The organism is Kitasatospora herbaricolor, from assembly GCF_030813695.1.
In the GTDB taxonomy this organism is placed as follows: Bacteria; Actinomycetota; Actinomycetes; order Streptomycetales; family Streptomycetaceae; genus Kitasatospora; species Kitasatospora herbaricolor.
The window spans coordinates 6237535-6258683 of the sequence record NZ_JAUSVA010000002.1 but is presented as its reverse complement, the minus strand read 5'-3'; the positions used below and the strand labels follow the sequence as shown (position 1 = coordinate 6258683).

The following is a 21149-nucleotide window of genomic DNA, read 5'->3' as shown; positions in this document are numbered from 1 at the left end:
AGGGGGTCAGCCGCGGACTTCGAGCAGCGGCACGTGCTGCTCGACCGGGGTCATCGACCCGTGCAGCCCGATCATCGTGGACTCGCCGGGCTCGCTGCGGGAGGCGATCACCGCCACGTCGTCCCGGGCCGCCGCGACCACGTCGCCGATCCGCTGGTAGACCCGGTCGTCCACCGAAGGACCGAACCAGCCCGCCGCGATCGCCTGCTCACGGGTGGCCACCCACATCCGGTCGCCGAGCACCTCGCTCCAGACGGTGAACACGTCGGCCGCCGCCCCCGGCACCGCGTAGACGTGCCGGGCCCGGCCCTCGCCGCCGAGCAGCGCGACGCCGGCGCTCAGCTCCCAGTCCTCGTCGAAGTCGATCCGGTCCTCGGGCGCGATGTCGATCATGCCGTGGTCCGCTGTGACGTACAGCGCCGACCGCGGCGGAAGCTGCTCGGCCAGCCGCCGGGCCAGCCGGTCGACGGTGTTCAGCATCATCCGCCAGTCGTCCGAGTCGACCCCGAACCGGTGGCCGGCACCGTCCAGCTCGCTCACGTACGTGTAGACCAGCGCCCGGTCGTGCTCGGCCAGCCAGCGCGCCGCCAGGTCCATCCGCTCCTCGCCGGTGGTCCGGCCGAGGAAACTGCCGCCGGAGAGCGCCACCTTGGTCAGCGGGGTGGTCGAGAACAGCGGCGAGGAGACCTGGCAGGTCGCCACGCCCGCCGCGTGCACCTGCTCGAACACCGTCGGGTACGGCTGCCACACCCGCGGCTCGGTCGGCGGCTGCCAGCGCAGCTGGTTCATCAGGTACCCGGCGCCCGGCACCGCCACCGTGTACCCCACCAGGCCGTGCAGGCCCGGCGGCAGGCCGGTGCCCACCGAGGCCAGCGAGGTCGCGGTGGTCGCCGGGAAGCCGGCGGTCAGCGGGCGGCCGGTGTTCCCGAGCGAGCTGCCCACCAGCGAGCTGAGGAACGGCGCGTACTCGGGGTGGCGCAGCAGGAGCTCCCAGCCCAGCCCGTCGACCAGGAACACGCAGACCCGGTCGGCCGGCGCGACCGGCAGGGTGGACGTGAAGCCGGGCACGCCGAGCCCGGCCGCGACCGAGGGCAGCAGGTCGCTGAGCGACCCGCTGCCGTAGAGCGGCGCGGGGGCGTCGGCCGGGTCCAGGATCTCGAAGGAGTCGTAGCCGTCGGCGGGTGCGAGAGTCATCGTGAAGGTGTCTGTTTCCTGGGCTTTCCGGGAGCCGGGGTCAGGGCCGGCCGCTGCTGATCGTCGCCTCGGACAGGGCCCGGGCGAAGACCAGCGCCTGCGCGACCGTCTCCGGCCCGTCGCCGGCCTCGCTGACCCGCAGTGACAGGTCGTCAGCGGTCGCCGAGCCGGTGTAGCCGTGGTCGGCCTCGCAGTTCGGGTCCGAGCAGCCGGCCGGCTCCAGGTCCAGCCGCTGCACCGCGCCCCAGCCGATGGTCAGGACGACCTCGCGCGGCAGCGTGCCCGGGGTGTAGGTCTCCGGGTTGGAGACCATCCGGCTGAGCACGACCGAACCGATCCGGTCGAGCCGGACGCACTCCGTCGAGGTGGTCGCGTACGGCACCGGGCTGTTGGCGTCGCCGGACTGCTCGTCGGTGTGGCTCACCACGAAGCGGGTCTGGGTGAGGACCAGCACGGTGACGTGCCGGCGCACCTCGTTGGCGTCGAAGGTGGTCTCCTGGTGCACCAGGTATGAGCTGATCGGCTCGGAACCCACCGCGGACTCGACCGCCTCGGACACCAGGGCCGGGTAGTAGCCACTGCGCTCGATCGCCGAGCGCAGGTCCTGAGTGGTGGTGGTACCGGTCTTGGCCATAGCTCCATCCTGGCACGGTCCGCCGACGAAGCGGGCGGCACGACGCCGGGATCCCGGCGCACGGGCACCCCGGATGGGGCGCAACCAAGGAAGGTTACAGGCTGCTCATGGCGCGCGGGCCCAGATCACTGCGGACGGGCAGCGGCGCGATCCGCACCCGGGCCCCCAGGATCGCCAGTCCGTGCGGGGCCACGACCACCGGTTCGAGATCCACCCCGGCGACCTCCGGCAGGTCGTCCACCAGGCACGACACCCGCAGCAGCAGCTCCTCCAGGGCCGCGGTGTCCACCGGGTCGGAGCCCCGCCAGCCGAACAGCAGCGGGGCCGCCCGGACCTCCCGGATGAGACTCGCCACATCCTGGTCGGTGGCCGGCACCAGCCGGTGCGCGACATCGCCGAGCAGCTCGGCCGGGGCCCCGGCCAGGCCGAAGGAGAGGATGGTGCCCACCGCCGGGTCGACGGTGGCGCCGATCACGGTGTCCACCCCGCGCGGCGCGAGGCGCTGCACCACCAGCTGCGCCTGGGCGGCGCCGCCCAGCAGCGCGTCCAGCTCCCGGTGGGCCCGGCGCAGCCCGGGCTCCCCGGTGAGGTCCAGCCGGACGCTGCCGAGGTCGGGGCGGTGGCGCAGGTGCGGGGCGGTCGCCTTCAGGGCCACGGGGTAGCCGAGGGCGGCGGCGGCCCGTACCGCGCTCTCCTCGTCGGGCGCCGGCAGCGTCGGGTGGACCTCGATGCCGTAGGCGGCGAGCAGCGCGTTCCCCTCGGCCTCCGCCAGGGTGATCCGGGCGCCGCCGGGCTGGAGGCGGGCCGCGGCGGCGGCCCGGGTGCCGAGCGCGGCATCGACCAGCGTGCGGGCCGCGCCCTCGTCGATCCGGTCGAGTTCGGGGACCCGCGCGGTCTCCTCCGCCTCGGCGGTGCGGCGGCGCCAGTCGGCGTACCGGACGGCGTGGGCCAGCGCGTGCACGGCCCGCTCGGGCGCGGGGTAGGCCGGGATGCCGCCCTCCCGGAGCCGGCCGGTCAGATCGGTCAGCGCCAAATGGCAGAGCAGCAGCGGCTTGCCCAACTCCTTCGCCGTGGCGGCCGATTCGAGCAGGGCGTCGGCGATCTCCGGGTCGTCCGAGCCCGGGTCGTGCGCGTGCAGCCGGCCGCCGGTGAACGCGTGCGCGGCGGTGCCGATCGGCGGGATCGCCACCGCGATCACCGCGTCCACCGCCGGGTCGGCGAGCGCGGTGTCCAGCGCTATCCGGAAGTTCTCGCCGGTGGCGGCGGTGGTCAGGTCCACCGGGGTGCGCGGGCGCAGCCCGGCGCTCAGGCAGGCGTCGTGGGTGAGCAGGCCCATCGAGTCGGAGTTGCCGACCACGGCCACCCGGTCGCCGGGCGGCAGGGGCTGGCGGGCGAGCAGCTCACCGGCGTCGAACAGCTCGGTGATGGTGTCCACCCGCAGCACCCCGGCCTGCTGGAAGAGCGCGTCCACGGTGGCGTCGCGCAGCCCGCTGGCGGCCGGCTGGACGGCGTGGCCGGGCGGCAGGCTGCCGGTGTGCCGGGCGCCCTTGACCACCACCACCGGCTTGACGGTGGCCAGCCGGCGGGCGATCCGGGTGAACTTGCGGGGGTTGCCGAAGGACTCCAGGTAGAGCAGCACCACGTCGGTGGCCCCGTCCTCCTCCCAGTACTGGAGCAGGTCGTTGCCGGAGACGTCGGACCGGTTGCCGACCGAGGCGAAGGAGGAGACGCCCAGGCCGCGGCGGTGCGCGGCCTCCAGCAGGGCGACGCCGATCGCGCCGGACTGGCAGAAGATCCCGAAGCCGCCGCGCTCCGGCAGGACGGGCGCCAGCGAGGCGTTCAGCGGCTGCTCGGGGTCGGTGTTGACCAGGCCGAACGCGTTCGGGCCGATCACCCGCATGCCCGCCGCCCGGGCCTGGCGGACCAGCGCCCGCTGGTGGTCGCGGCCGTCCGGGCCGGTCTCGGCGTACCCGGCGGTGACCACCACCAGGCCCTGCACCCCGTGCGCGCCGCAGTCCGCGACGGCGGCGGGCACCGCGGCGGCCGGCACGGTGATCACCGCCAGGTCCACCGGCCCGGGGATCTCCAGCACCGAGCGGTAGACCGGCACCCCGTCCAGTTCCCCGCCGGGCGGGACGTTGCGGTTCACCGCGTACACCGGCCCGCGGAAGCCCGCGAGGTCGCGCAGGACGGCCCGGCCGACGGTCTGCGGGTTGCGCGAGACCCCGACCACGGCGACCGAGCGCGGGGTGAGCAGCCGCTGCACCGACCGGGCCTCCGCGCGGTGCTCGCGGGCGCGCATCACGGCCAGCGAGGCGGCGGTCGGCTCCAGGTCGAACTCCAGGTGCACGACGCCGTCCGCGAAGCTGCGGCGCTGGGTGTAGCCGGCGTCGGTGAAGACCTTCACCATCTTGCGGTTCTCCGGGAGCACCTCGGCGACGAACCGCCGGATGCCGCGCTCCTGGGCGACGGCGCCGATGTGCTCCAGCAGGGCGGAGGCGACGCCCCGGCCCTGGTGGGCGTCCTGCACCAGGAAGGCGACCTCGGCGTCGGTGCCGTCCTCGGAGGGGCGGCCGTTCTCGTCGATGCGGTCGTAGCGGACGGTCGCGATGAAACGGTCGCGGACGACCACGGCCAGGCCCACCCGGTTGACGTAGTCGTGGTGGGTGAAGCGCCGGACGTCCTTGTCGGACAGGCGCGGGTAGGGCGCGAAGAACCGGAAGTACTTCGACTGGTCGGACACCTGCTCGTAGAACTCGACCAGACGCGCCGCGTCGGCCGTGGTGATCGGCCGGATCCGGGCGGTGCCGCCGTCCCGCAGCAGCACGTCGGCCTCCCAGTGCCGGGGGTAGCCCTGCTCGTCGGTCGGCTTCGCCTGCGGTGCCCGAGAGTCGTCCACGTTCGTCAGGTTATCGGGCGGCGGGCCGGATGGCGCCGGGCACGCGCCCACGGCACTGTGGAGGGACGCCCACCGCCGTGGACGGTGCCCGCCGAGGCCTTCCCGGCCGGGGGCACGCACGTGGCCGGACCAGGTCCGGGAGGCCGGCCGGAAGGGTTCCGTGCCCGGTCAGGAGCGTTCCGTGGTCGCGATCGGCGGCGAAGCAGTCCGGCACTCATGCGACACTGGTCTAGACAACATGGCCGTCTACGTAACATGGCCAGCAACACCGAAAGGCACGTCTCATGGCTGAGCGCCGCGTCACCATCGGTTGGGCCGAGGGCCTGCACGCCCGTCCCGCCTCCATCTTCGTCCGCGCCGTCACGGCCACGGGCGTGCCGATGACCATCGCCAAGCCCGACGGCAAGCCCGTCAACGCCGCGTCGATGCTCGGCCTGCTCGGCCTCGGCGCCGAGGGCGGTGAGGAGGTCGTCCTCACCTCCGACGCCGAAGGCGCCGACAGCGCCCTCGACCGCGTCGCCAAGCTCGTCCACGAAGGCCTCGACGAGCTGCCCGCGGCCTGAGCCGTCGCCCGCCGGAGGGGTGCGCCACAGCGGGACGGCGCACCCCTCCGGCGTACCGGCGGTACAGGCTCCCGCTCGGCGCGGCGAACCCGTGCGGCCGGCACACGAAGGCGGGGCCCGGCGCCGCCGGAGCCCCGCCCTCCCCCGGTGGTCAGCCCTTCACGCAGATGACCTGCTTCAGGTGGGCGACCACCTCGACCAGGTCCTTCTGCTGGGCGATGACCTTCTCGATCGGCTTGTACGCACCCGGGATCTCGTCCACGACGCCGCTGTCCTTGCGGCACTCGACGCCCTTGGTCTGCTCGGCCAGGTCCTTCGTGGTGAACCGCTTCTTGGCCGCCGTCCGGCTCATCTTCCGGCCCGCTCCGTGCGAGGCCGAGTTGAAGGCCGCCTCGTTGCCCAGACCGCGGACGATGTACGAACCCGTCCCCATCGAGCCGGGGATGATCCCGAAGTCGCCGGAGCCGGCCCGGATCGCGCCCTTACGGGTGACGAGCAGGTCGACGCCGTCGTAGCGCTCCTCGGCCACGTAGTTGTGGTGGCAGCTGATCACCTGGTCGAAGCCGACCCTCGCCCGCGCGAACTCGCGGCGCACCACGTCCTGGAAGAGCGCCATCATCACCGCACGGTTCTTCTTGGCGTACTCCTGGGCCCAGAAGAGGTCCTGCCGGTAGGCGTCCATCTGCGGGGTCCGCGCGATGAAGACCGCGAGGTCGCGGTCGACCAGCCCCTGGTTGTGCGGGAGCGAGCGGGCGACGCCCATGTGGTGCTCCGCCAGCTCCTTGCCGATGTTGCGCGATCCGGAGTGCAGCATCAGCCAGACAGAACCGGACGTATCGACACATACCTCTATGAAGTGGTTTCCCGCGCCCAGGGATCCCATCTGCTGCATCGCCCGCTCGCGCCGCCACTTCACCTCCGGTGCGACGGTGTCGAACCGCTCCCAGAAGTCGTCCCAGCCGGCCGCGCCGAAGCCGTGGAGCTTCTGCGGGTCCACCGGGTCGGTGTGCAGTCCACGGCCGACCGGGATGGCCTGCTCGATCTTGGAACGCAACCGGGACAGGTCGTCCGGCAGGTCCTTCGCGGTGAGCGAGGTCTTCACCGCGCTCATCCCGCAGCCGATGTCGACGCCCACCGCCGCCGGGCAGACGGCGCCGTTCATGGCGATCACCGAGCCGACGGTCGCGCCCTTGCCCAGGTGGACGTCCGGCATCACGGCGAGCCCGTGCAGCCACGGCAGCGTACTGATGTTGCGCAACTGCTGGATGGCCTGGCCCTCGACGGTGGCCGGGTCGGTCCACATCCGGATCGGGACACGGGCCCCGGCGATCTCGTACGGGGCGGGTACTGCGGTCTGCGACATGACTGAACGACCTCCGGGGTCGACTGGTTCCATGCTAGTTCGGGGGGTGCCGCGCGAAGCTTCCGGCGTGGCTCGGGTACATCCTGGACGCGGCGGCTCAGGAGCTGCGGCGTCGGCGCGAGGCGGGACGGGGCAGTCTCGGGGAGCGCTGCGCGCCGGTGGGGCGCAGGGTGGGCTCGACCCGCATGGTGACCGCCTCCTTCCTTCGTCCTGGCACCTGCGCAGCGCGTTCGGCTGCGGGATGTATCTACCCACGGGGGCGGCGGGCACGGCAAGCGGATTTCCCCGGGCGGACGCGAAGGGGCCCGGCGGAGCCGAAGCTCCGCCGGGCCCCTGACCCGCGCGTGCGGGAGGCCGGTCGTCGGTCAGGAGGTCAGGAGGTGACGACGGTGACCTCGCCGATGCCGAGCTTCTTCACCGGGTCGGCGATCACGGCGGCGTCGCCGACCAGCACGGTGACCAGGCGGTCCGGCGGGAAGGCGGCGACCACGGCCTCGGTGGCGGCGGCCGTGCCGAGTTCGGCGAGCTGCCGGTAGACCTCGGACTGGTAGTCGTCGGGCAGGTACTGCTCGACCTGGTCCGCGAGGGTGCCGGCGACGGAGCCCGCGGTCTCGTACTTGAGCGGGGCGACGCCCACCAGGAACTGGACGGCCTCCTCGCGCTCCGCGTCGGTGAGGCCCTCCGCGGCGAGGGTGCGCAGGATGGTCCAGGTGTCGGCCAGGGCCGGGGCGGTCGAGGCGGTGTCGACCGAGCCGCTGATGGCGAGCATCGCGCGGCCGGAGCCGTCGGCGGCGGAGCGCAGCGGCTGGGCGAAGGCCCGGACGCCGTAGGTGTAGCCCTTCTCCTCGCGCAGGACGCGGTCCAGTCGGGAGGTGAGGGTGCCGCCGAGGCAGTAGGTGCCGAGGATCTGGGCGGCCCACGCGTCGTCGTGGCGGTCCGGTCCGATCCGGCCGATGAGCAGCTGGGTCTGCACCGAACCGGGGCGGTCGACGATGATGACGCGGCCGGTGTCGTCGGCGGTGACGGGGGCGTGCACGCTGGGCTCCGCCGGGGTGCCGGTCCAGGCGCCGAGGGTGGTTTCGAGCAGCGCGGGCAGGTCGATGCCGGTGAGGTCGCCGACGACCACGACGGTGGTGGTGGCGGGGCGGATGTGGGCGTCGTAGAACGCCTTCACCGCCGCCCGGTCGATGGCCTTGACGGTGTCGGCGGTGCCGCCGCGAGGGCGGGAGAGCCGGTCGGCGGCGTCGAAGAGGTCGGCGTAGAGGGCCTTGGCGGCGCGGCGCGCGGGGTTGGCCTGCTCGTGGACGATCTCGTCGAGGCGGTTGGCGACGAGCCGCTCGATCTCGTTCTCGGGCAGGGCGGGGGCGCGCAGGGCGTCCGCGAGCAGGGTCAGGCCGCGCTGCAGGCGGGAGGCCGGGACCTCCAGGGAGACCCGGACGTTCGGGTGGTCTGCGTGCGCGTCGAGGGTGGCGCCGGTGCGCTCCAGCTCGGCCGCGAACTCCTCCGCGGTGAGGGTGTCGGTGCCTTCGCTGAGGGCGCGGGCGAGGATGCCGGAGACGCCGTCGAGGCCCTCGGGTTCGGCCGCGAGCGGGGCGTCGAGGAGGACGTCGACGGCGACCAGCTGCTGGCCGGGCCGGTCGCAGTACAGCACGGTGATGCCGTTGGCGAGGGTGGTGCGGTCCGGCCGGGGGAACGCCCACGGGCTGGGGGTGCCGGGCTCGGGCTGGGGGTGGAACGTCATGACGGGGGTGGGGTCGGTGCTCATGCGGCCGTCTCCTCCTCGGTGTCGTCGGCGGCGGCGGTGTCGTCGGTGTCGTCGGTGGGCTCGTAGACGAGGACGGCGCGGTTGTCGGGGCGCAGGCGGGCCTGGGCGATCGCCTTGACCTCCTCGGCGGTGATGTCGAGGACCTTGGGGAGGGCGTCGTTCAGCAGCTTGGGGTCGCCGAACAGGACGGCGTAGCGGCAGAGTTCGTCGGCGCGGCCGGCGACGGTGGTGAGGCGGTCCAGCCACTCGCGCTCGATCTGGGCCTGGGCGCGCTCCAGTTCCTCGGCGGTGGGGCCCTCGGCGGCGAAGCGGGCGAGCTCCTCGTCGACGGCGCTCTCGATCTGGGCGACGGTCGCCTCGCCGGAGGTCTTCACGTCGAGCCAGCCGAGCGAGGGGGCGCCGGCCAGGCGGAGCAGGCCGAAGCCGGCGACGACGGCGGTGCGGTCGCGGCGGACGAGCCGGTTGTAGAGCCGGCTGGACTCGCCGCTGCCGAGGATGGTGAGGGCGAGGTCGGCGGCGTCGGCCTCGCGGGTGCCGTCGTGCGGGAGGCGGTAGGCGGCCATCAGGGCGCGGGAGGGGACGTCCTCCTCGACGAGTTCGCGGGTCTCGGCGCCGATCGTGTCGGGGAGGCTGCCGTCGCGCGGCGGCTGCTTGCCGTCGTGGGCGGGGATGGTGCCGAAGTACTTCTCGATCCAGGCGATGGTCCGCTCGGGGTCGATGTCGCCGACGACGGACAGGACGGCGTTGTTGGGCGCGTAGTAGGTGCGGAAGAACGCGCGGGCGTCCTCCAGCGTGGCGGCGTCCAGGTCGGCCATCGAGCCGATGGGGGTGTGGTGGTAGGGGTGGCCGTCGGGGAAGGACAGCGCGGTGAGCTTCTCGAACGCGGTGCCGTAGGGCACGTTGTCGTAGCGCTGGCGGCGCTCGTTCTTGACGACGTCGCGCTGGTTCTCCATCGAGGTGTCGTCGAGCGCGGAGAGCAGCGAGCCCATCCGGTCGGCCTCCAGCCAGAGGGCGAGTTCGAGCTGGTGGGTCGGCATGGTCTCGAAGTAGTTGGTGCGTTCGAAACTGGTGGTGCCGTTGAGCGAGCCGCCGGCGCCCTGGACGAGCTCGAAGTGCCCGTTGTTGGAGACGTTGGCGGAGCCCTGGAACATCAGGTGCTCGAAGAGGTGGGCGAGACCCGTACGGCCCTTGACCTCGTGGCGGGAGCCGACGTCGTACCAGAGGCAGACGGCGGCCACCGGGGTGAGGTGGTCCTCGGAGAGCACCACGCGCAGGCCGTTGGCCAGGCGGTGTTCGGTGATGGCGATGGCAGCGCCACTGCCTCCGGTGGAGGCGGCTGCGGGGGCCGGGTTGGCCATGCGCTCGGGTCCTTCCCGTCGTCGAGGGTCGGGGGTTCGTTGAGTGATCCCCATTGTGGTGCAACGCGTGGAGGCCGTGGATGTGTCCGCGCGGACGGGGCGTTCGCCACGGGCGGAAGCGCCGGCCGGGTCGCGCGCCGGTGGGTGGGGGGCGGCCCTTGGCGGGGTCTGTCGGCCGTAGGGTTCACAATGGGGGCGCTGAACGACTGGCCGACAGTCGCCCGGAGCACCGAAGGGTCCGCGGGCGCGGAGCGGTCCCCCGCAGTACGGACGCAGTCCGCCGAACGCCGGAGTACGGACGCAGTCCGTCGAGAACACAGAGAAGTCCAAGAGCGCAGCGCCGTCCGGACCCACGGTCCGGGGCGGCAGACGAAGCCGACAGACGCAAGGGAGCCCCGCCGCGATGGCCCGCCGCAGTTCGCCTACCCCGCCGCCCGGAGATTTCGAGGAGCGGATCCTCGACGTCGATGTCGTGGACGAGATGCAGGGCTCCTTCCTGGAGTACGCCTACTCGGTGATCTACTCGCGTGCGCTGCCGGACGCGCGGGACGGTCTGAAGCCGGTGCACCGCCGGATCCTCTACCAGGCCAACGAGATGGGCCTGCGTCCGGACCGCGCGCACGTGAAGTGCGCCCGTGTGGTGGGCGAGGTGATGGGCCGGCTGCACCCGCACGGTGACGCGTCCATCTACGACTCGGTCGTGCGGATGGCGCAGCCGTTCTCGATGCGGCTGCCGCTGATCGACGGGCACGGGAACTTCGGTTCGCTGGGCAACGACGACCCGCCGGCCGCGATGCGGTACACCGAGTCGCGGCTGACGGCTGCCTCGATGGCGCTGGTGGAGTCGATCCACGAGGACACCGTCGACTTCGGGCCGAACTACGACGGCAGCGAGCAGGAGCCGTCGGTGCTGCCGGCGGCGTTCCCGAACCTGCTGGTGAACGGCACCTCGGGGATCGCGGTCGGGATGGCGACGAACATGCCGCCGCACAACCTGGCCGAGGTGGTGGCGGCGGCCCGGCATCTGATCAAGCATCCGACGGCGGACCTCGACACCCTGATGCGTTTCGTGCCGGGCCCGGACCTGCCGACGGGCGGGCGGATCGTCGGCCTGTCGGGGATCCGGGACGCCTACGAGAGCGGCCGCGGCACCTTCAAGATCCGGGCCACCACCACGGTGGAGAACGTCACCGCGCGCCGCAAGGGCATCGTGGTGACGGAGCTGCCGTACACGGTGGGGCCGGAGAAGGTGATCGCGAAGATCAAGGACCTGGTCAACGCGAAGAAGCTGCAGGGCATCGCGGACGTCAAGGACCTGACCGACCGCGAGCACGGGCTGCGGCTGGTGATCGAGGTGAAGAACGGCTTCGTGCCGGAGGCGTTGCTGGAGCAGCTCTACAAGCTGACGCCGATGGAGGAGACCTTCGGCATCAACAACGTGGCCCTGGTGGACGGCCAGCCGTTGACGCTGGGTCTGAAGGAGCTGCTGGAGGTCTACGTCGACCACCGCTTCGAGGTGGTCCGGCGGCGCAGCGACTTCCGGCGGCGCAAGCGCCAGGAGCGGCTGCACCTGGTCGAGGGCCTGCTGGTGGCGCTGCTGGACATCGACGAGGTCATCGCGATCATCCGGTCGAGCGACAACGCGACGCAGGCCAAGGAGCGGCTGATCGAGCGCTTCTCGCTGTCGGAGACGCAGACCTCGTACATCCTGGACACCCCGCTGCGGCGGCTGACCCGGTTCGACCGGGTGGAGCTGGAGACGGAGCAGGAGAAGCTGAACGCGGAGATCGCGGAGCTGACCGGGATCCTGGAGTCGGACAGCAAGCTGCGCAGCGTGGTGTCGGCGGAGCTGGGCGCGGTGTCGAAGCAGTTCGGCACCGAGCGGCGGACGGTGCTGCTGGAGGCCGGCTCGGTGCCGACGGCGGCGCTGTCGGTGCCGCTGGAGGTGGCGGACGACCCGTGCCGGGTGCTGCTGTCGTCGACCGGGCTGCTGGCCCGGACCGCGGACGGGGAGCCGCTGGAGCTCGCGGAGTCGCGGGGCCGGCACGACGTGATCGTCTCGGCGGTGCCGGCGACGGCGCGGGCCGACGTCGGGGTGGTGACCTCGGCGGGCCGGGTGCTGCGCCTGCCGGTGATCGATCTGCCGGGGCTGCCGCCGACGCCTTCGCCGACGCTGGCGGGCGGGGCGCAGGTGTCGGAGTTCCTGCGGCTGGATGCCGGGGAGCGGGCGATCGCGCTGACCACGCTGGACGAGTCCTCGCCGGGTCTGGCGCTGGGCACGGTGCAGGGCGTGGTGAAGCGGGTGGTGCCGGAGTGGCCGGCGAACAAGGACGAGTTCGAGGTGATCGCCCTCAAGGACGGTGACGAGCTGGTCGGCGCGGTGGAGCTGCGGACGGGCGAGGAGGACCTGGTCTTCATCACCTCGGACGCCCAGCTGCTGCGCTACCCGGCGGGGCAGGTGCGCCCGCAGGGCCGGCCGGCCGGCGGCATGGCCGGCGTGAAGCTGACGGACGGGGCGCGGGTGCTGTCGTTCACGGCGGTCGATCCGGCGGTGGACGCGGTGGTGGTCTCGGTCGCGGGTGCGTCGGGGACGCTGACGGGCGAGGCGCAGAGCAGCTGGAAGGTCACGCCGTTCGAGCAGTACCCGCGCAAGGGCCGGGCCACCGGCGGGGTGCGCTGCCAGCGCTTCCTGCGCGGTGAGGACGCGCTGGCGTTCGCCTGGGCGGGCGCGGCGCCGGCCCGGGCGGCGACGGACAAGGGCGCGCCGGTGGAGCTGCCGGAGCGCGACCCGCGCCGGGACGGTTCGGGTGTGCCGGTGACCACGCCGATCGCGGCGGTGGCCGGGCCCGCGTAACGGTTCGCGGTGGGGACGGGAGGGGGTGCCGGTCGGCGCCCCCTCCCGGCGTTTCGCGGCGCCCGCGCGGGCGGCCCGGCGGGGGCCGCGGGCCGCGGCGCCTGCGGGGTCGCCACCCCCCGGCAAAGGTAGGCTCAGCTGAGTGAGCACCTGTGCGACGAGGTCGCTGGAACTGTCGGAGCCGCTGGCCGCCACCGCGGCGACCGCGAGCACCTGGCTGCTGGTGGAGCAGACCGGCCCCTGGGGTGCCAAGGCGCTGACCGAGAGCCACCTCGACTCCTCGCTCGGCCGGGCGCTGGACGCCGCCTGCGAGGGGACGGGCGTGCGGGTGGCGCTGATCCGGCGGCCGGGGCGGCACGCGGACTGCCTGCCGGACGCCCGGCGCGAGGTGGTGGTCGCGCACACCGTGCCGGGCCGCTCCTGGGTGCGACGGACCTCGCTGGCGGATCCGGCCGAGCTGCTGGCCCTGGACTTCGGCGGGCTCGGAACGGGCGACCACCGGGGTTTCGGCACGGAGCACGTGGGCGGGCCGCTGGCCCTGGTGTGCACCAACGGCCGGCGGGACCGCTGCTGCGCGCTGCTCGGGCGGCCGCTGGCGGCGGACCTGGCGGCGGCCGGGCACAGCGAGGTCTGGGAGGTCACGCACCTGGGCGGGCACCGCTTCTCCCCCACCATGCTGGTGCTGCCGTACGGGTACGCGTACGGGCGGCTGACGGCGGAGAGTGCCAAGGAGGTACTGGCGGCGACGGCCGCGGGGCACATGGTGCCGGAGTGGTCGCGGGGCTGTTCGGGCTGGGACCGCCCGGGCCAGGCGGCCGAGCACGCGGTGCGGGAGCTGACCGGGGAGACCAGGGTGGACGTGCTGACGCTGGCCCAGCGGCCGGCCGGCGAGGGCCGCTGGCTGGTCGGGGTGCGGCACGCGGACGGCCGGGGCTGGGAGGCCGAGGTCACCCAGGGGGCGAGTGAGCCGCCGCGTCCGGAGAGCTGCGGCAAGGCGGCGGCGAGGCCGGCCCGGATGGACGTGACGGCGCTGCGGGAGCTCTGACGACCGGTGGGCGCGAGGGCGCTGCGGGAGCTCTGACGACCGGCCGCGGGTGATGCGGCCGGCCGTGGCGGCGGTGGTACTGCGGCGGCCCCGCACCCGCTGTCCGGGAGGTGCGGGGCCGCGACCCGGCGGCGCGACGAGGGGGGCGGCCTGGCGGCCGCGTCGCACCCCGGGTGCCGGCGGGCCCCGGTGCGGGGCCCGCCGGGCGGGTCAGCCGGCCGCGGCCTTGCTGACGAACTCGGTGGTGTAGGTCTTGGCGAGGTCGATCGAGGACTCCTTGCCCTGGACGTCCGGGTGGAAGGCGGCGAGCACCGCGAGCACCGTCTTCGGGCCGCCCGCGGGCATCACCCCGTCCGTGGTGAACATCGGCAGGGTCGCCTTGATCGCGGCCGCGTACTGGTCGGCCCCGCCCTGGCCGTAGTCGGCCGGCATCTTGGCGGCGATCTCCTCGGGCGAGTGGGTGGACATCCACTTCAGCGTCTTCACGAAGGCGTTGGCGAGCTTCTGGGTGGTGTCCTTGTTCTTCTCGACCCAGTCGGTGTTCATGTACAGCGAGGACGAGGGGTAGAGCCCGCCCAGCGCGGCCCGGGAGCCCTCCGGGGTGCGCATGTCGTACAGCACCTTGCCGAGGTCCTTGGCGAGGATGTTGGCGACGGTCGGGTCGGTGGTCATGCCGGCGTCGATGCTGCCCTGCTGGAGGGCGGCGATGAAGGTCTGGCCGGCCCCGACCGCGATCGGGCTGAACTCGCTGACGGGCACGCCGTTCTTGACGGCCAGGTACTTGGTGAGGAAGTCGGTGGAGGAGCCGAGGCTGGTGACGCCGAGCTTCTTGCCCTTGAAGTCGGCGCCGGACTTCACGGCGTCCGCCTGCTTGCTGGAGACCACCTCGACCTCGCCCGGCGCCTGCGAGAACTGCACCACCGACTCGACGGACTTGCCCTTGGCCTGGAGGTCGATGGTGTGGTCGTAGAAGCCGACCGCGCCCTGGACGTCCCCGGCCAGCAGGGCGGTGGTGGCGTTGACGCCCGCGGGCTCGCTCATCAGCTCGACGTTGACGCCGGCCTCGGCGAAGTACCCGAGGCGCTGGGTGAGCATGGCGGGCAGGTAGATGACCTTGTCCAGGCCACCGACCATGATCTTGACCTTGGGCCCGTCGACGGACTGGCCGGCCGGGGCGGCGCCGCTGTGCGAGGTGGAGGCGGCGTCGTTGGCACAGGCGGTGAGGGAGGCGAGCAGCACGGCGGCGACGGCGGCTACGGCGGTTCTGCGCATGAGGTGGGGGCCTCTTTCTGCTTCTGCGGACGAGGGGAGGGCAGGGCGGGACGGGTGGGCGCCGGGTCAGCGGCCGTCGCCGGCGTCGGCCGGCTTCCAGCGGAACAGCCGTTTCTCGGCGAAGGTGAGCACGCCCTCGGTGAGCAGCGCGACCACCGCGAGGATGGTCATGGCCGCGTACACGCCGGCCGCGTTGAAGGTGCCCTGGGCGGCGGCGACCAGCAGGCCGAGCCCCTTGGTGGCGCCGATGTACTCGCCGACGATGGCGCCGATCAGCGCGAAGCCGAAGCTGACGTGCAGGCTGGTGAAGATCCAGGTGGTGGCGGCGGGGATGACCACCTGCAGGGTGACCCTGCGGTTGTCGGCGCCCAGGATCCGGGCGTTCGCGACCAGGTTGCGGTCCACCTCACGGGCGCCCTGGAAGGCGTTGAAGAAGACCGGGAAGAAGACCAGGACGACGGCCGAGGCCACCTTGGAGGCCGGGCCGAGCCCGAACCAGATCAGGAAGATCGGCGCGAGCACGATCCTGGGGATCGCGTTGAGCACCTTGATGTACGGGCCGAGGACGTCCGCCAGGAAGCGGATCCGGCCGAGCGCGATGCCCAGCAGCACCCCGCCGACGACACCGATGACCCAGCCGGTCAGGGCCTCGTACAGGGTGTAGGCGATCTGCTCGCCGAGCGAGCCCTGGGCGGTGCCGTGGGTGATCCACTGCCAGATCTGGCTCCAGATCCGGGACGGCTGGGAGAAGTTGAACGGGTCGACCACCTCGGTGCGGGCGCAGACCTCCCAGAGCCCCAGGAAGAGCGCCAGCACCAGCACCCGGGCCCCGAGGACGGTGAACCTCCGGTGGCGGGCGGCCCGTTCGCGGGCCTCGGTGCGGGTGGCCGGCGGCGCCGGGGCGGGGGCGGCGGGCGCCCCGGTGTCCAACGTACTGTCAAGCGGCATTGCCCGCTCCTCTCTCCCGGGTGATGCGGACCTCTTCGCCGAGGGACGCCCAGATTTCGCGGTAGATCTCGATGAACCGGGGCTCCAGCCGGACGGCCTCGACCGTGCGGGGCCGCGGCAGGTCGACGGTGAAGACCTCCTTGACCGTGGCCGGGCCGGCCGTCATGACGACCACCCGGTCGGCCAGCGCGATCGCCTCGTCCAGGTCGTGGGTGACGAAGACGACCGAGGAGCCGGTGCCCGCCCACAGGTCGAGCAGCTGGTCCGACATCAGCGCCCGGGTCTGCACGTCCAGCGCCGAGAACGGCTCGTCCATCAGCAGGATCTTCGGGTCGTTGACGAAGGTCTGGGCGAGCGCGACGCGCTTGCGCATGCCGCCGGACAGCTGGTGCGGGTAGCGGTCCTCGAAGGCGGCCAGGCCCACCCGGGCCAGCCAGTCGCGGGCCCGCTCGCGGGCCTCGGCGACGGGCACCCCGCGGAAGCGCGGGCCGGCCATCACGTTCGACAGGACGGTGCGCCAGGGGAAGACCGCGTCCTGCTGGAAGACGAACCCGACCTGGTCGCTGATCCCGGCGACCGGCCGGCCCTGCACCCGCACCTCGCCCTCGGTCGGCTCCTCCAGCCCGCTGACCAGGGTCAACGTGGTGGACTTGCCGCAGCCGGTGGGCCCGACCACGGCCACGAACTCACCCTGGGCGACCGTGAGGTCCAGGTCGCGGACGGCGGTGTGCAGGGCCCCCGAGGGCGTCCTGAACCGCTTGGTCGCGTTGGTCAGCTCGATCGCCGGGACGGCGGCGGACGGCCCCGCGGGCCGCTCCGGGGTGCTGGTACCCCCTCCGGTGACCGGCTTGCCTTGCTCGCTCATGAGACCTCCGAGGTCCGGCTTCGTCGCCGGGGTTCTGTGCTGTGCTCCGGAGGTTAGGAGCGGCGTACGCCGCGGCGGGAGCCTTGTCGGCGTACTGCGGGTTCCGCGCGTTGAGGGGTGTTCTGCTCGTTTTGCTTCCGCTACAACTGCGGGGGCGCGGCTGACAGAAACACGGCCGAAACGTAGGGTGTGCCGACCCGCCGCCACGACCGCGCCGGGCCGGGCCGGATCCGCCGCCCGCGGCCGGACCGTCCCCGGCCCGGCGCCGGGGCACGGCGGCGGCCACGGCGCGTACGGCGCCGGCACACCGCATCGACAGTGACATCGGCGTCGGCATCGGCATCGGAGAGAGGAGCACCCGTTGAAGCGTCCGCACTGGCCCCGCCGGGTCTTCGCCCAGCTGCTGCTGAGCCAGACCGTGGTGACCGTCGGGGTCACCGCCGTGACCGCCGGGCTGTTCCTCGCCCCGGTCAGCTCGGAGCTGGACCGCGACGCGATGCAGCGGGCCCTGTCGATCGCCCAGTCCACCGCCGCCGACGAGACCATCGCGCTGGCGGCCCAGGACCGCGACTCCGTCGCCGCCCAGCGCGACGCCGAGCAGATCCGGCTGGCCACCGGCGCCAGCTTCGTGGTGATCACCGACCTGGACGGCATCCGGCTCTCGCACACCGACCCCGCCCGGATCGGCCAGCGGGTCAGCACCGACCCGGAGCCCGCGCTGAGCGGGCGCAGCGTCACCGCGATCCAGCAGGGCACGCTGGGCCGGACCGCTCGCGGCAAGGTGCCGCTGCGGCTGGCCGACGGCCGGATCGTCGGCGAGGTGTCGGTGGGCATCAGCGACGACTCGATCCGCCGCCGCATGCTGGGCATGGTGCCGGGCATCCTGCTCTGCGCCGGCGCGGGCCTCGCCGCAGGCCTGGCCGCCACCCTGCTGCTGGCCCGCCGGCTGAAGCGGCGCACCCACAACATCGCGCTGGCCGACATCTCCGCGCTGCTGGTCGAGCGCGAGGCGATGCTGCACGGCATCCGCGAGGGCATGGTGGCACTCGACCGGCGCGGCCGGATCCGGCTGGCCAACGACGAGGCCTTCCGGCTGCTGGCGCTGCCCGCCGACTGCGTGGGGCGGCCGGTCGACGAGGTGCTGCCGCCCGGCCGGCTGGCCGACGTGCTGGCCGGCCGGACCGAGGGCGCCGACCTGCCGGCCGTGCAGGGCGACCGGGTGCTGGTGGTGAACCGCACCACCACCGAGCAGGACGGCGCCGTGGTGACCCTGCGCGACCGCACCGAGCTGGAGTCCCTGGTCCGCGAGCTGGACACCACCCGCACCCTCACCGAGGCCCTGCGGGCCCAGGACCACGAGCACGCCAACCGGATGCACACCCTGCTCGGCCTGCTGGAGCTGGGCCTGCACGAGCAGGCGGTGGCGTTCATCTCGGAGCAGTCGGGCTCGCACGCCGCGGTCGCGGCGAAGATCGCCGAGCAGGTGCAGGACCCCCACGTGGCCGCGCTGCTGGCCGGCAAGGCCGCGGTGGCCGCCGAGCGCGGCGTCCGGCTGGCGGTCACCCCCGGCAGCCACCTGCCGGACGCCGCGCTGGACCCGCGGGCGCTGGTCACGGTATTGGGCAACCTGATCGACAACGCCGTCGACTCGCTCGGCGCCGCCGGCTCCCCGGCCGGCGGCACGGTCGAGGTCACCGCGCTGGCCGCGGGCTCGACCCTGCTGCTCGGGGTCGAGGACAACGGCCCGGGCGTGCCCGCCGACCTGCGGACCCGGATCTTCGACGAGGGCTGGACCAGCAAGGAGGCCCCCGCCCACCGCCCGCGCGGCCTCGGCCTCGCCATGGTGCGCCGCCTGGTCGAACGGGCCGGCGGGCGGATCGCGGTCGACCGGGGCCCGCTCGGCGGCGCCCGCTTCACCGTCGAACTGCCGGAGGCCCTGCACCCCGCGGCCCTCGCGGAGTCAGCCGTGGAACCTGCCCTGGAGGGAGCACCGTGATCGACGTCCTGGTGGTGGACGACGACTTCCGGGTCGCCGACGTGCACGCCGCCTACGCGGCCAAGGTGCCCGGGTTCCGGGTGGTCGGCACCGCGCACAGCGCCGGCGAGGCACTGGCCGCGCTGGAGCGCCGGCCGGTGGACCTCCTCCTGCTCGACCACCACCTGCCCGACCGGACCGGCCTCGAACTGGTCCGCAGCATGCGCGAGCGGCAGATCGGCTGCGACGTCATGATGGTGACCGCCGCCCGCGACGTCTCGACCGTGCACGCCGCCATGCAGCACGGGGCGCTGCAGTACCTGGTCAAGCCGTTCACCTTCGCCGGACTTCGCGAGAAGCTCGTCGCGTACGCCGACCTGCGGCACGCGCTGGCCGGGCCGGCCGCCCGGGAGGCCTGCCAGGACGAGGTCGACCGGATGTTCGCCACCCTGCGCAGCGCCGCCTCCCCGATGGCGACGCTGCCCAAGGGACACTCCGCGCCCACCACCGACCTGGTGCTCGGCGAGCTGCGCCGGGCCGGGCGCCCGCTCTCCGCCCAGGAGGTCGCCGACGCCACCGGCCTGAGCCGCTCCACCGCCCAGCGGTACCTCAAGCAGCTGGAGCGCGACAGCCGGCTGCGGCTGAGCCTGCGCTACGGCGACACCGGCCGGCCCGAGCACCGGTACGTGCTGCCCGCCGAGCGCCGCTGAGGCCGGCGCCGGAGGCGCCGGGTGGCCCGGGTCCGCCCGGTGCGGCGTGGGGCGGCCCCGGCCCGGTCAGGCCGCCCCGGTGCCGGTCAGCGCCCTGACCTCCAGCTCCGCGTACCGGTCCGGGTCCGGCAGCTCCCGGGAGGTGAGCGTGCCGACCCAGCCGGCCAGGAAACCCAGCGGGATGGAGACCAGGCCGGGGTTCTCCAACGGGAACCAGTGGAAGTCCAGGCCGGGGAAGACCGCCGTCCGACTGCCCGAGACCACCGGCGAGAAGACCACCAGGAGCACCGCCGGGACGAGCCCGCCGTACACCGACCAGATCGCGCCCCGGGTGGTGAACCGCCGCCAGAACAGGCTGAACAGCAGCACCGGCAGGTTGGCCGAGGCCGCGACGGCGAAGGCCAGCCCGACCAGGAAGGCCACGTTCAGCTGCTGGGCGAACAGGCTCAGCGCGATCGCCAGCGCCCCGATCACCACCGCCGCCACCCGGGCCACCAGCACCTCCTGGTGCTCGGTCACCGGCCGCCCGTCACCCGCCCGGCGACGCCAGACCCGGGCGTACAGGTCGTGCGCGAAGGCCGCCGAGGAGGCCAGGGTCAGCCCCGCGACCACGGCCAGGATGGTGGCGAACGCGATGGCGGAGATCAGCGCGAAGAGGATGATCCCCCAGGTGCTGCCCTCACCGCCGCCGAGGTCGAGGGCGAGCAGCGGAACGGCGGTGTTGCCCGCCGGGTTCGCCGCCCGCACGGCCGGCGAACCGATCAGGGCGGTGGCGCCCAGGCCCAGCACGATGGCCATCAGGTAGAAGGCGCCGACCAGCCCGATCGCCCACATGGTGGAGCGCCGGGCGGCCCGGGCGGTGGGCACGGTGTAGAAGCGCGACAGGATGTGCGGCAGGCCGGCGGTGCCGAGCACCAGGGCCAGCCCCAGGCTGAAGAAGTCCAGCCTGCTGGTCAGCCCCGTCCCGTACTTGAGGCCCGGTTCCAGGTACCGCTGCCCGGCGCCGCTGCCCTGGGCGGCGGTGCGCATCAGGTCGGCCAGGTCGCCGTGGAAGCGGACCAGCACCAGCACGGTGAGCAGCACGGACCCGGCGATCAGCAGGAAGGCCTTGACGATCTGGATCCAGGTGGTGGCCCGCATCCCGCCGACCGTCACGTAGACGATCATCAGGGCGCCGACCCCGACGATCGTCCAGGTCTTCGCCTGCCCGCTGTCGGTGCCCAGCAGCAGCGCCACCAGGCTGCCCGCCCCGACCATCTGCGCGATCAGGTAGAGCAGGGTGACCACGATGCTGGCGCTGCCGGCCGCGGCCCGCACCTGGCGGTGGCGCATCCGTAGCGCCAGCACGTCCGCCAGGGTGTAGCGGCCGGCGTTGCGGACCAGTTCGGCGACCAGCATCAGCACCACCAGCCAGGCCACCAGGAAGCCGATGCTGTACAGCACGCCGTCGTACCCGTAGAGCGCGATCAGTCCGGCGACGCCGAGGAAGGAGGCGGCGGAGAGGTAGTCGCCGGAGAGCGCGAAGCCGTTCTGCAGCGGGCTGAAGTCCCGGCCGCCGGCGAAGAAGTCCTCGGCGGCCTGGCCGCGCCGGCCGACCCAGAGCGTGATGGCCAGGGTGACCAGGACGACCACCGCGAACAGGGCGACGGCGAGGCCGTGGTGCTCCCCCGCGGGAGCGGCCGGCGGCGGGGCGGCCGCGCCCAC

General features: G+C 73.6%; 15 protein-coding genes. 5 read left to right on the top strand and 10 right to left on the bottom strand.

Annotated elements, in window-relative coordinates; all coding sequences use genetic code 11:
- Window positions 1-6: 6 nt before the first annotated feature.
- From J2S46_RS27530 to J2S46_RS27520, 3 genes are all read right to left on the bottom strand, one after another.
- Window positions 7-1194: an alkaline phosphatase family protein gene (locus J2S46_RS27530; protein WP_191291920.1), complete on the bottom strand. Its 1188-nt coding sequence runs from the start codon at window positions 1192-1194 to the stop codon at window positions 7-9.
- 40 nt (window positions 1195-1234) lie between these two features.
- Window positions 1235-1828, bottom strand: a complete 594-nt coding sequence (locus tag J2S46_RS27525) for a DUF5998 family protein (RefSeq protein ID WP_190214197.1) — start codon at window positions 1826-1828, stop codon at window positions 1235-1237.
- A 94-nt stretch (window positions 1829-1922) separates the two neighbouring features.
- A complete protein-coding gene (locus J2S46_RS27520) occupies window positions 1923-4727 on the bottom strand; it encodes a bifunctional acetate--CoA ligase family protein/GNAT family N-acetyltransferase (RefSeq protein ID WP_191291921.1) in 2805 nt (934 codons plus the stop codon).
- A 284-nt stretch (window positions 4728-5011) separates the two neighbouring features.
- Here J2S46_RS27520 and J2S46_RS27515 point away from each other — a divergent pair, with 284 nt between their 5' ends.
- A complete protein-coding gene (locus J2S46_RS27515) occupies window positions 5012-5290 on the top strand; it encodes an HPr family phosphocarrier protein (protein ID WP_073924873.1) in 279 nt (92 codons plus the stop codon).
- A 151-nt stretch (window positions 5291-5441) separates the two neighbouring features.
- On the opposite strand, the gene J2S46_RS27510 is transcribed toward J2S46_RS27515, so the two are convergent.
- From J2S46_RS27510 to J2S46_RS27500, 3 genes are all read right to left on the bottom strand, one after another.
- The gene (locus J2S46_RS27510) at window positions 5442-6653 is read right to left on the bottom strand and encodes an RtcB family protein (RefSeq protein ID WP_191291922.1); all 1212 of its coding nucleotides are present in this window, start codon (window positions 6651-6653) and stop codon (window positions 5442-5444) included.
- A gap of 373 nt (window positions 6654-7026) precedes the next feature.
- Complete coding sequence (locus tag J2S46_RS27505; RefSeq protein WP_191291923.1) at window positions 7027-8418, bottom strand: M16 family metallopeptidase; 1392 nt, start codon at window positions 8416-8418, stop codon at window positions 7027-7029.
- Entirely contained in the window at window positions 8415-9776 is a 1362-nt protein-coding gene (locus J2S46_RS27500; RefSeq protein ID WP_191291924.1) for a M16 family metallopeptidase, read from the bottom strand. Before J2S46_RS27500 ends, J2S46_RS27505 begins: the two co-directional genes overlap by 4 nt.
- 403 nt (window positions 9777-10179) lie before the next feature.
- On the opposite strand from J2S46_RS27500, the gene J2S46_RS27495 reads away from it, so the two are divergent.
- Both J2S46_RS27495 and J2S46_RS27490 read left to right on the top strand, forming a co-directional pair.
- On the top strand, window positions 10180-12630 hold the full coding sequence (locus tag J2S46_RS27495; RefSeq protein WP_191291925.1) for a DNA gyrase/topoisomerase IV subunit A: 2451 nt from the start codon (window positions 10180-10182) through the stop codon (window positions 12628-12630).
- 142 nt (window positions 12631-12772) lie between these two features.
- A complete protein-coding gene (locus J2S46_RS27490) occupies window positions 12773-13675 on the top strand; it encodes a ferredoxin family protein (protein ID WP_191291926.1) in 903 nt (300 codons plus the stop codon).
- A gap of 210 nt (window positions 13676-13885) precedes the next feature.
- On the opposite strand, the gene J2S46_RS27485 is transcribed toward J2S46_RS27490, so the two are convergent.
- The 3 genes from J2S46_RS27485 to J2S46_RS27475 form a co-directional block, all read right to left on the bottom strand.
- Window positions 13886-14947 (bottom strand): ABC transporter substrate-binding protein, encoded by a 1062-nt coding sequence (locus tag J2S46_RS27485; protein ID WP_191291927.1) that lies wholly within the window; start codon window positions 14945-14947, stop codon window positions 13886-13888.
- A gap of 66 nt (window positions 14948-15013) precedes the next feature.
- On the bottom strand, window positions 15014-15895 hold the full coding sequence (locus J2S46_RS27480) for an ABC transporter permease (RefSeq protein WP_191291928.1): 882 nt from the start codon (window positions 15893-15895) through the stop codon (window positions 15014-15016).
- Window positions 15885-16760 carry an ABC transporter ATP-binding protein gene (locus tag J2S46_RS27475; protein ID WP_229913001.1) on the bottom strand — a complete coding sequence of 292 codons (876 nt, stop codon included), beginning with the start codon at window positions 16758-16760 and terminating at the stop codon, window positions 15885-15887. Before J2S46_RS27475 ends, J2S46_RS27480 begins: the two co-directional genes overlap by 11 nt.
- Before the next feature lie 361 nt (window positions 16761-17121).
- Between J2S46_RS27475 and J2S46_RS27470 the strand changes: the two genes are divergently transcribed.
- Together J2S46_RS27470 and J2S46_RS27465 are read left to right on the top strand one after the other, a co-directional pair.
- Entirely contained in the window at window positions 17122-18756 is a 1635-nt protein-coding gene (locus J2S46_RS27470; RefSeq protein WP_191291929.1) for a sensor histidine kinase, read from the top strand.
- Complete coding sequence (locus J2S46_RS27465) at window positions 18753-19445, top strand: response regulator (RefSeq protein WP_073924864.1); 693 nt, start codon at window positions 18753-18755, stop codon at window positions 19443-19445. The genes J2S46_RS27470 and J2S46_RS27465 overlap by 4 nt, the downstream gene beginning before the upstream one ends.
- 66 nt (window positions 19446-19511) lie before the next feature.
- Here the strand turns inward: J2S46_RS27465 and J2S46_RS27460 are convergent, their stop codons facing one another.
- Window positions 19512-21149, bottom strand: a complete 1638-nt coding sequence (locus tag J2S46_RS27460; RefSeq protein ID WP_191291989.1) for a monocarboxylic acid transporter — start codon at window positions 21147-21149, stop codon at window positions 19512-19514.

Bases quoted from the DNA above. Each gene is read 5' to 3' on its own strand.
- J2S46_RS27500 (WP_191291924.1), bottom strand. From the start codon at position 9,776: ATGGCCAACCCGGCCCCCGCAGCCGCCTCCACCGGAGGCAGTGGCGCT.
- J2S46_RS27515 (WP_073924873.1), top strand. From the start codon at position 5,012: ATGGCTGAGCGCCGCGTCACCATCGGTTGGGCCGAGGGCCTGCACGCC.
- J2S46_RS27480 (WP_191291928.1), bottom strand. From the start codon at position 15,895: ATGCCGCTTGACAGTACGTTGGACACCGGGGCGCCCGCCGCCCCCGCC.
- J2S46_RS27505 (WP_191291923.1), bottom strand. From the start codon at position 8,418: ATGAGCACCGACCCCACCCCCGTCATGACGTTCCACCCCCAGCCCGAG.
- J2S46_RS27525 (WP_190214197.1), bottom strand. From the start codon at position 1,828: ATGGCCAAGACCGGTACCACCACCACTCAGGACCTGCGCTCGGCGATC.
- J2S46_RS27495 (WP_191291925.1), top strand. From the start codon at position 10,180: ATGGCCCGCCGCAGTTCGCCTACCCCGCCGCCCGGAGATTTCGAGGAG.
- J2S46_RS27530 (WP_191291920.1), bottom strand. From the start codon at position 1,194: ATGACTCTCGCACCCGCCGACGGCTACGACTCCTTCGAGATCCTGGAC.
- J2S46_RS27485 (WP_191291927.1), bottom strand. From the start codon at position 14,947: ATGCGCAGAACCGCCGTAGCCGCCGTCGCCGCCGTGCTGCTCGCCTCC.
- J2S46_RS27475 (WP_229913001.1), bottom strand. From the start codon at position 16,760: ATGAGCGAGCAAGGCAAGCCGGTCACCGGAGGGGGTACCAGCACCCCG.
- J2S46_RS27510 (WP_191291922.1), bottom strand. From the start codon at position 6,653: ATGTCGCAGACCGCAGTACCCGCCCCGTACGAGATCGCCGGGGCCCGT.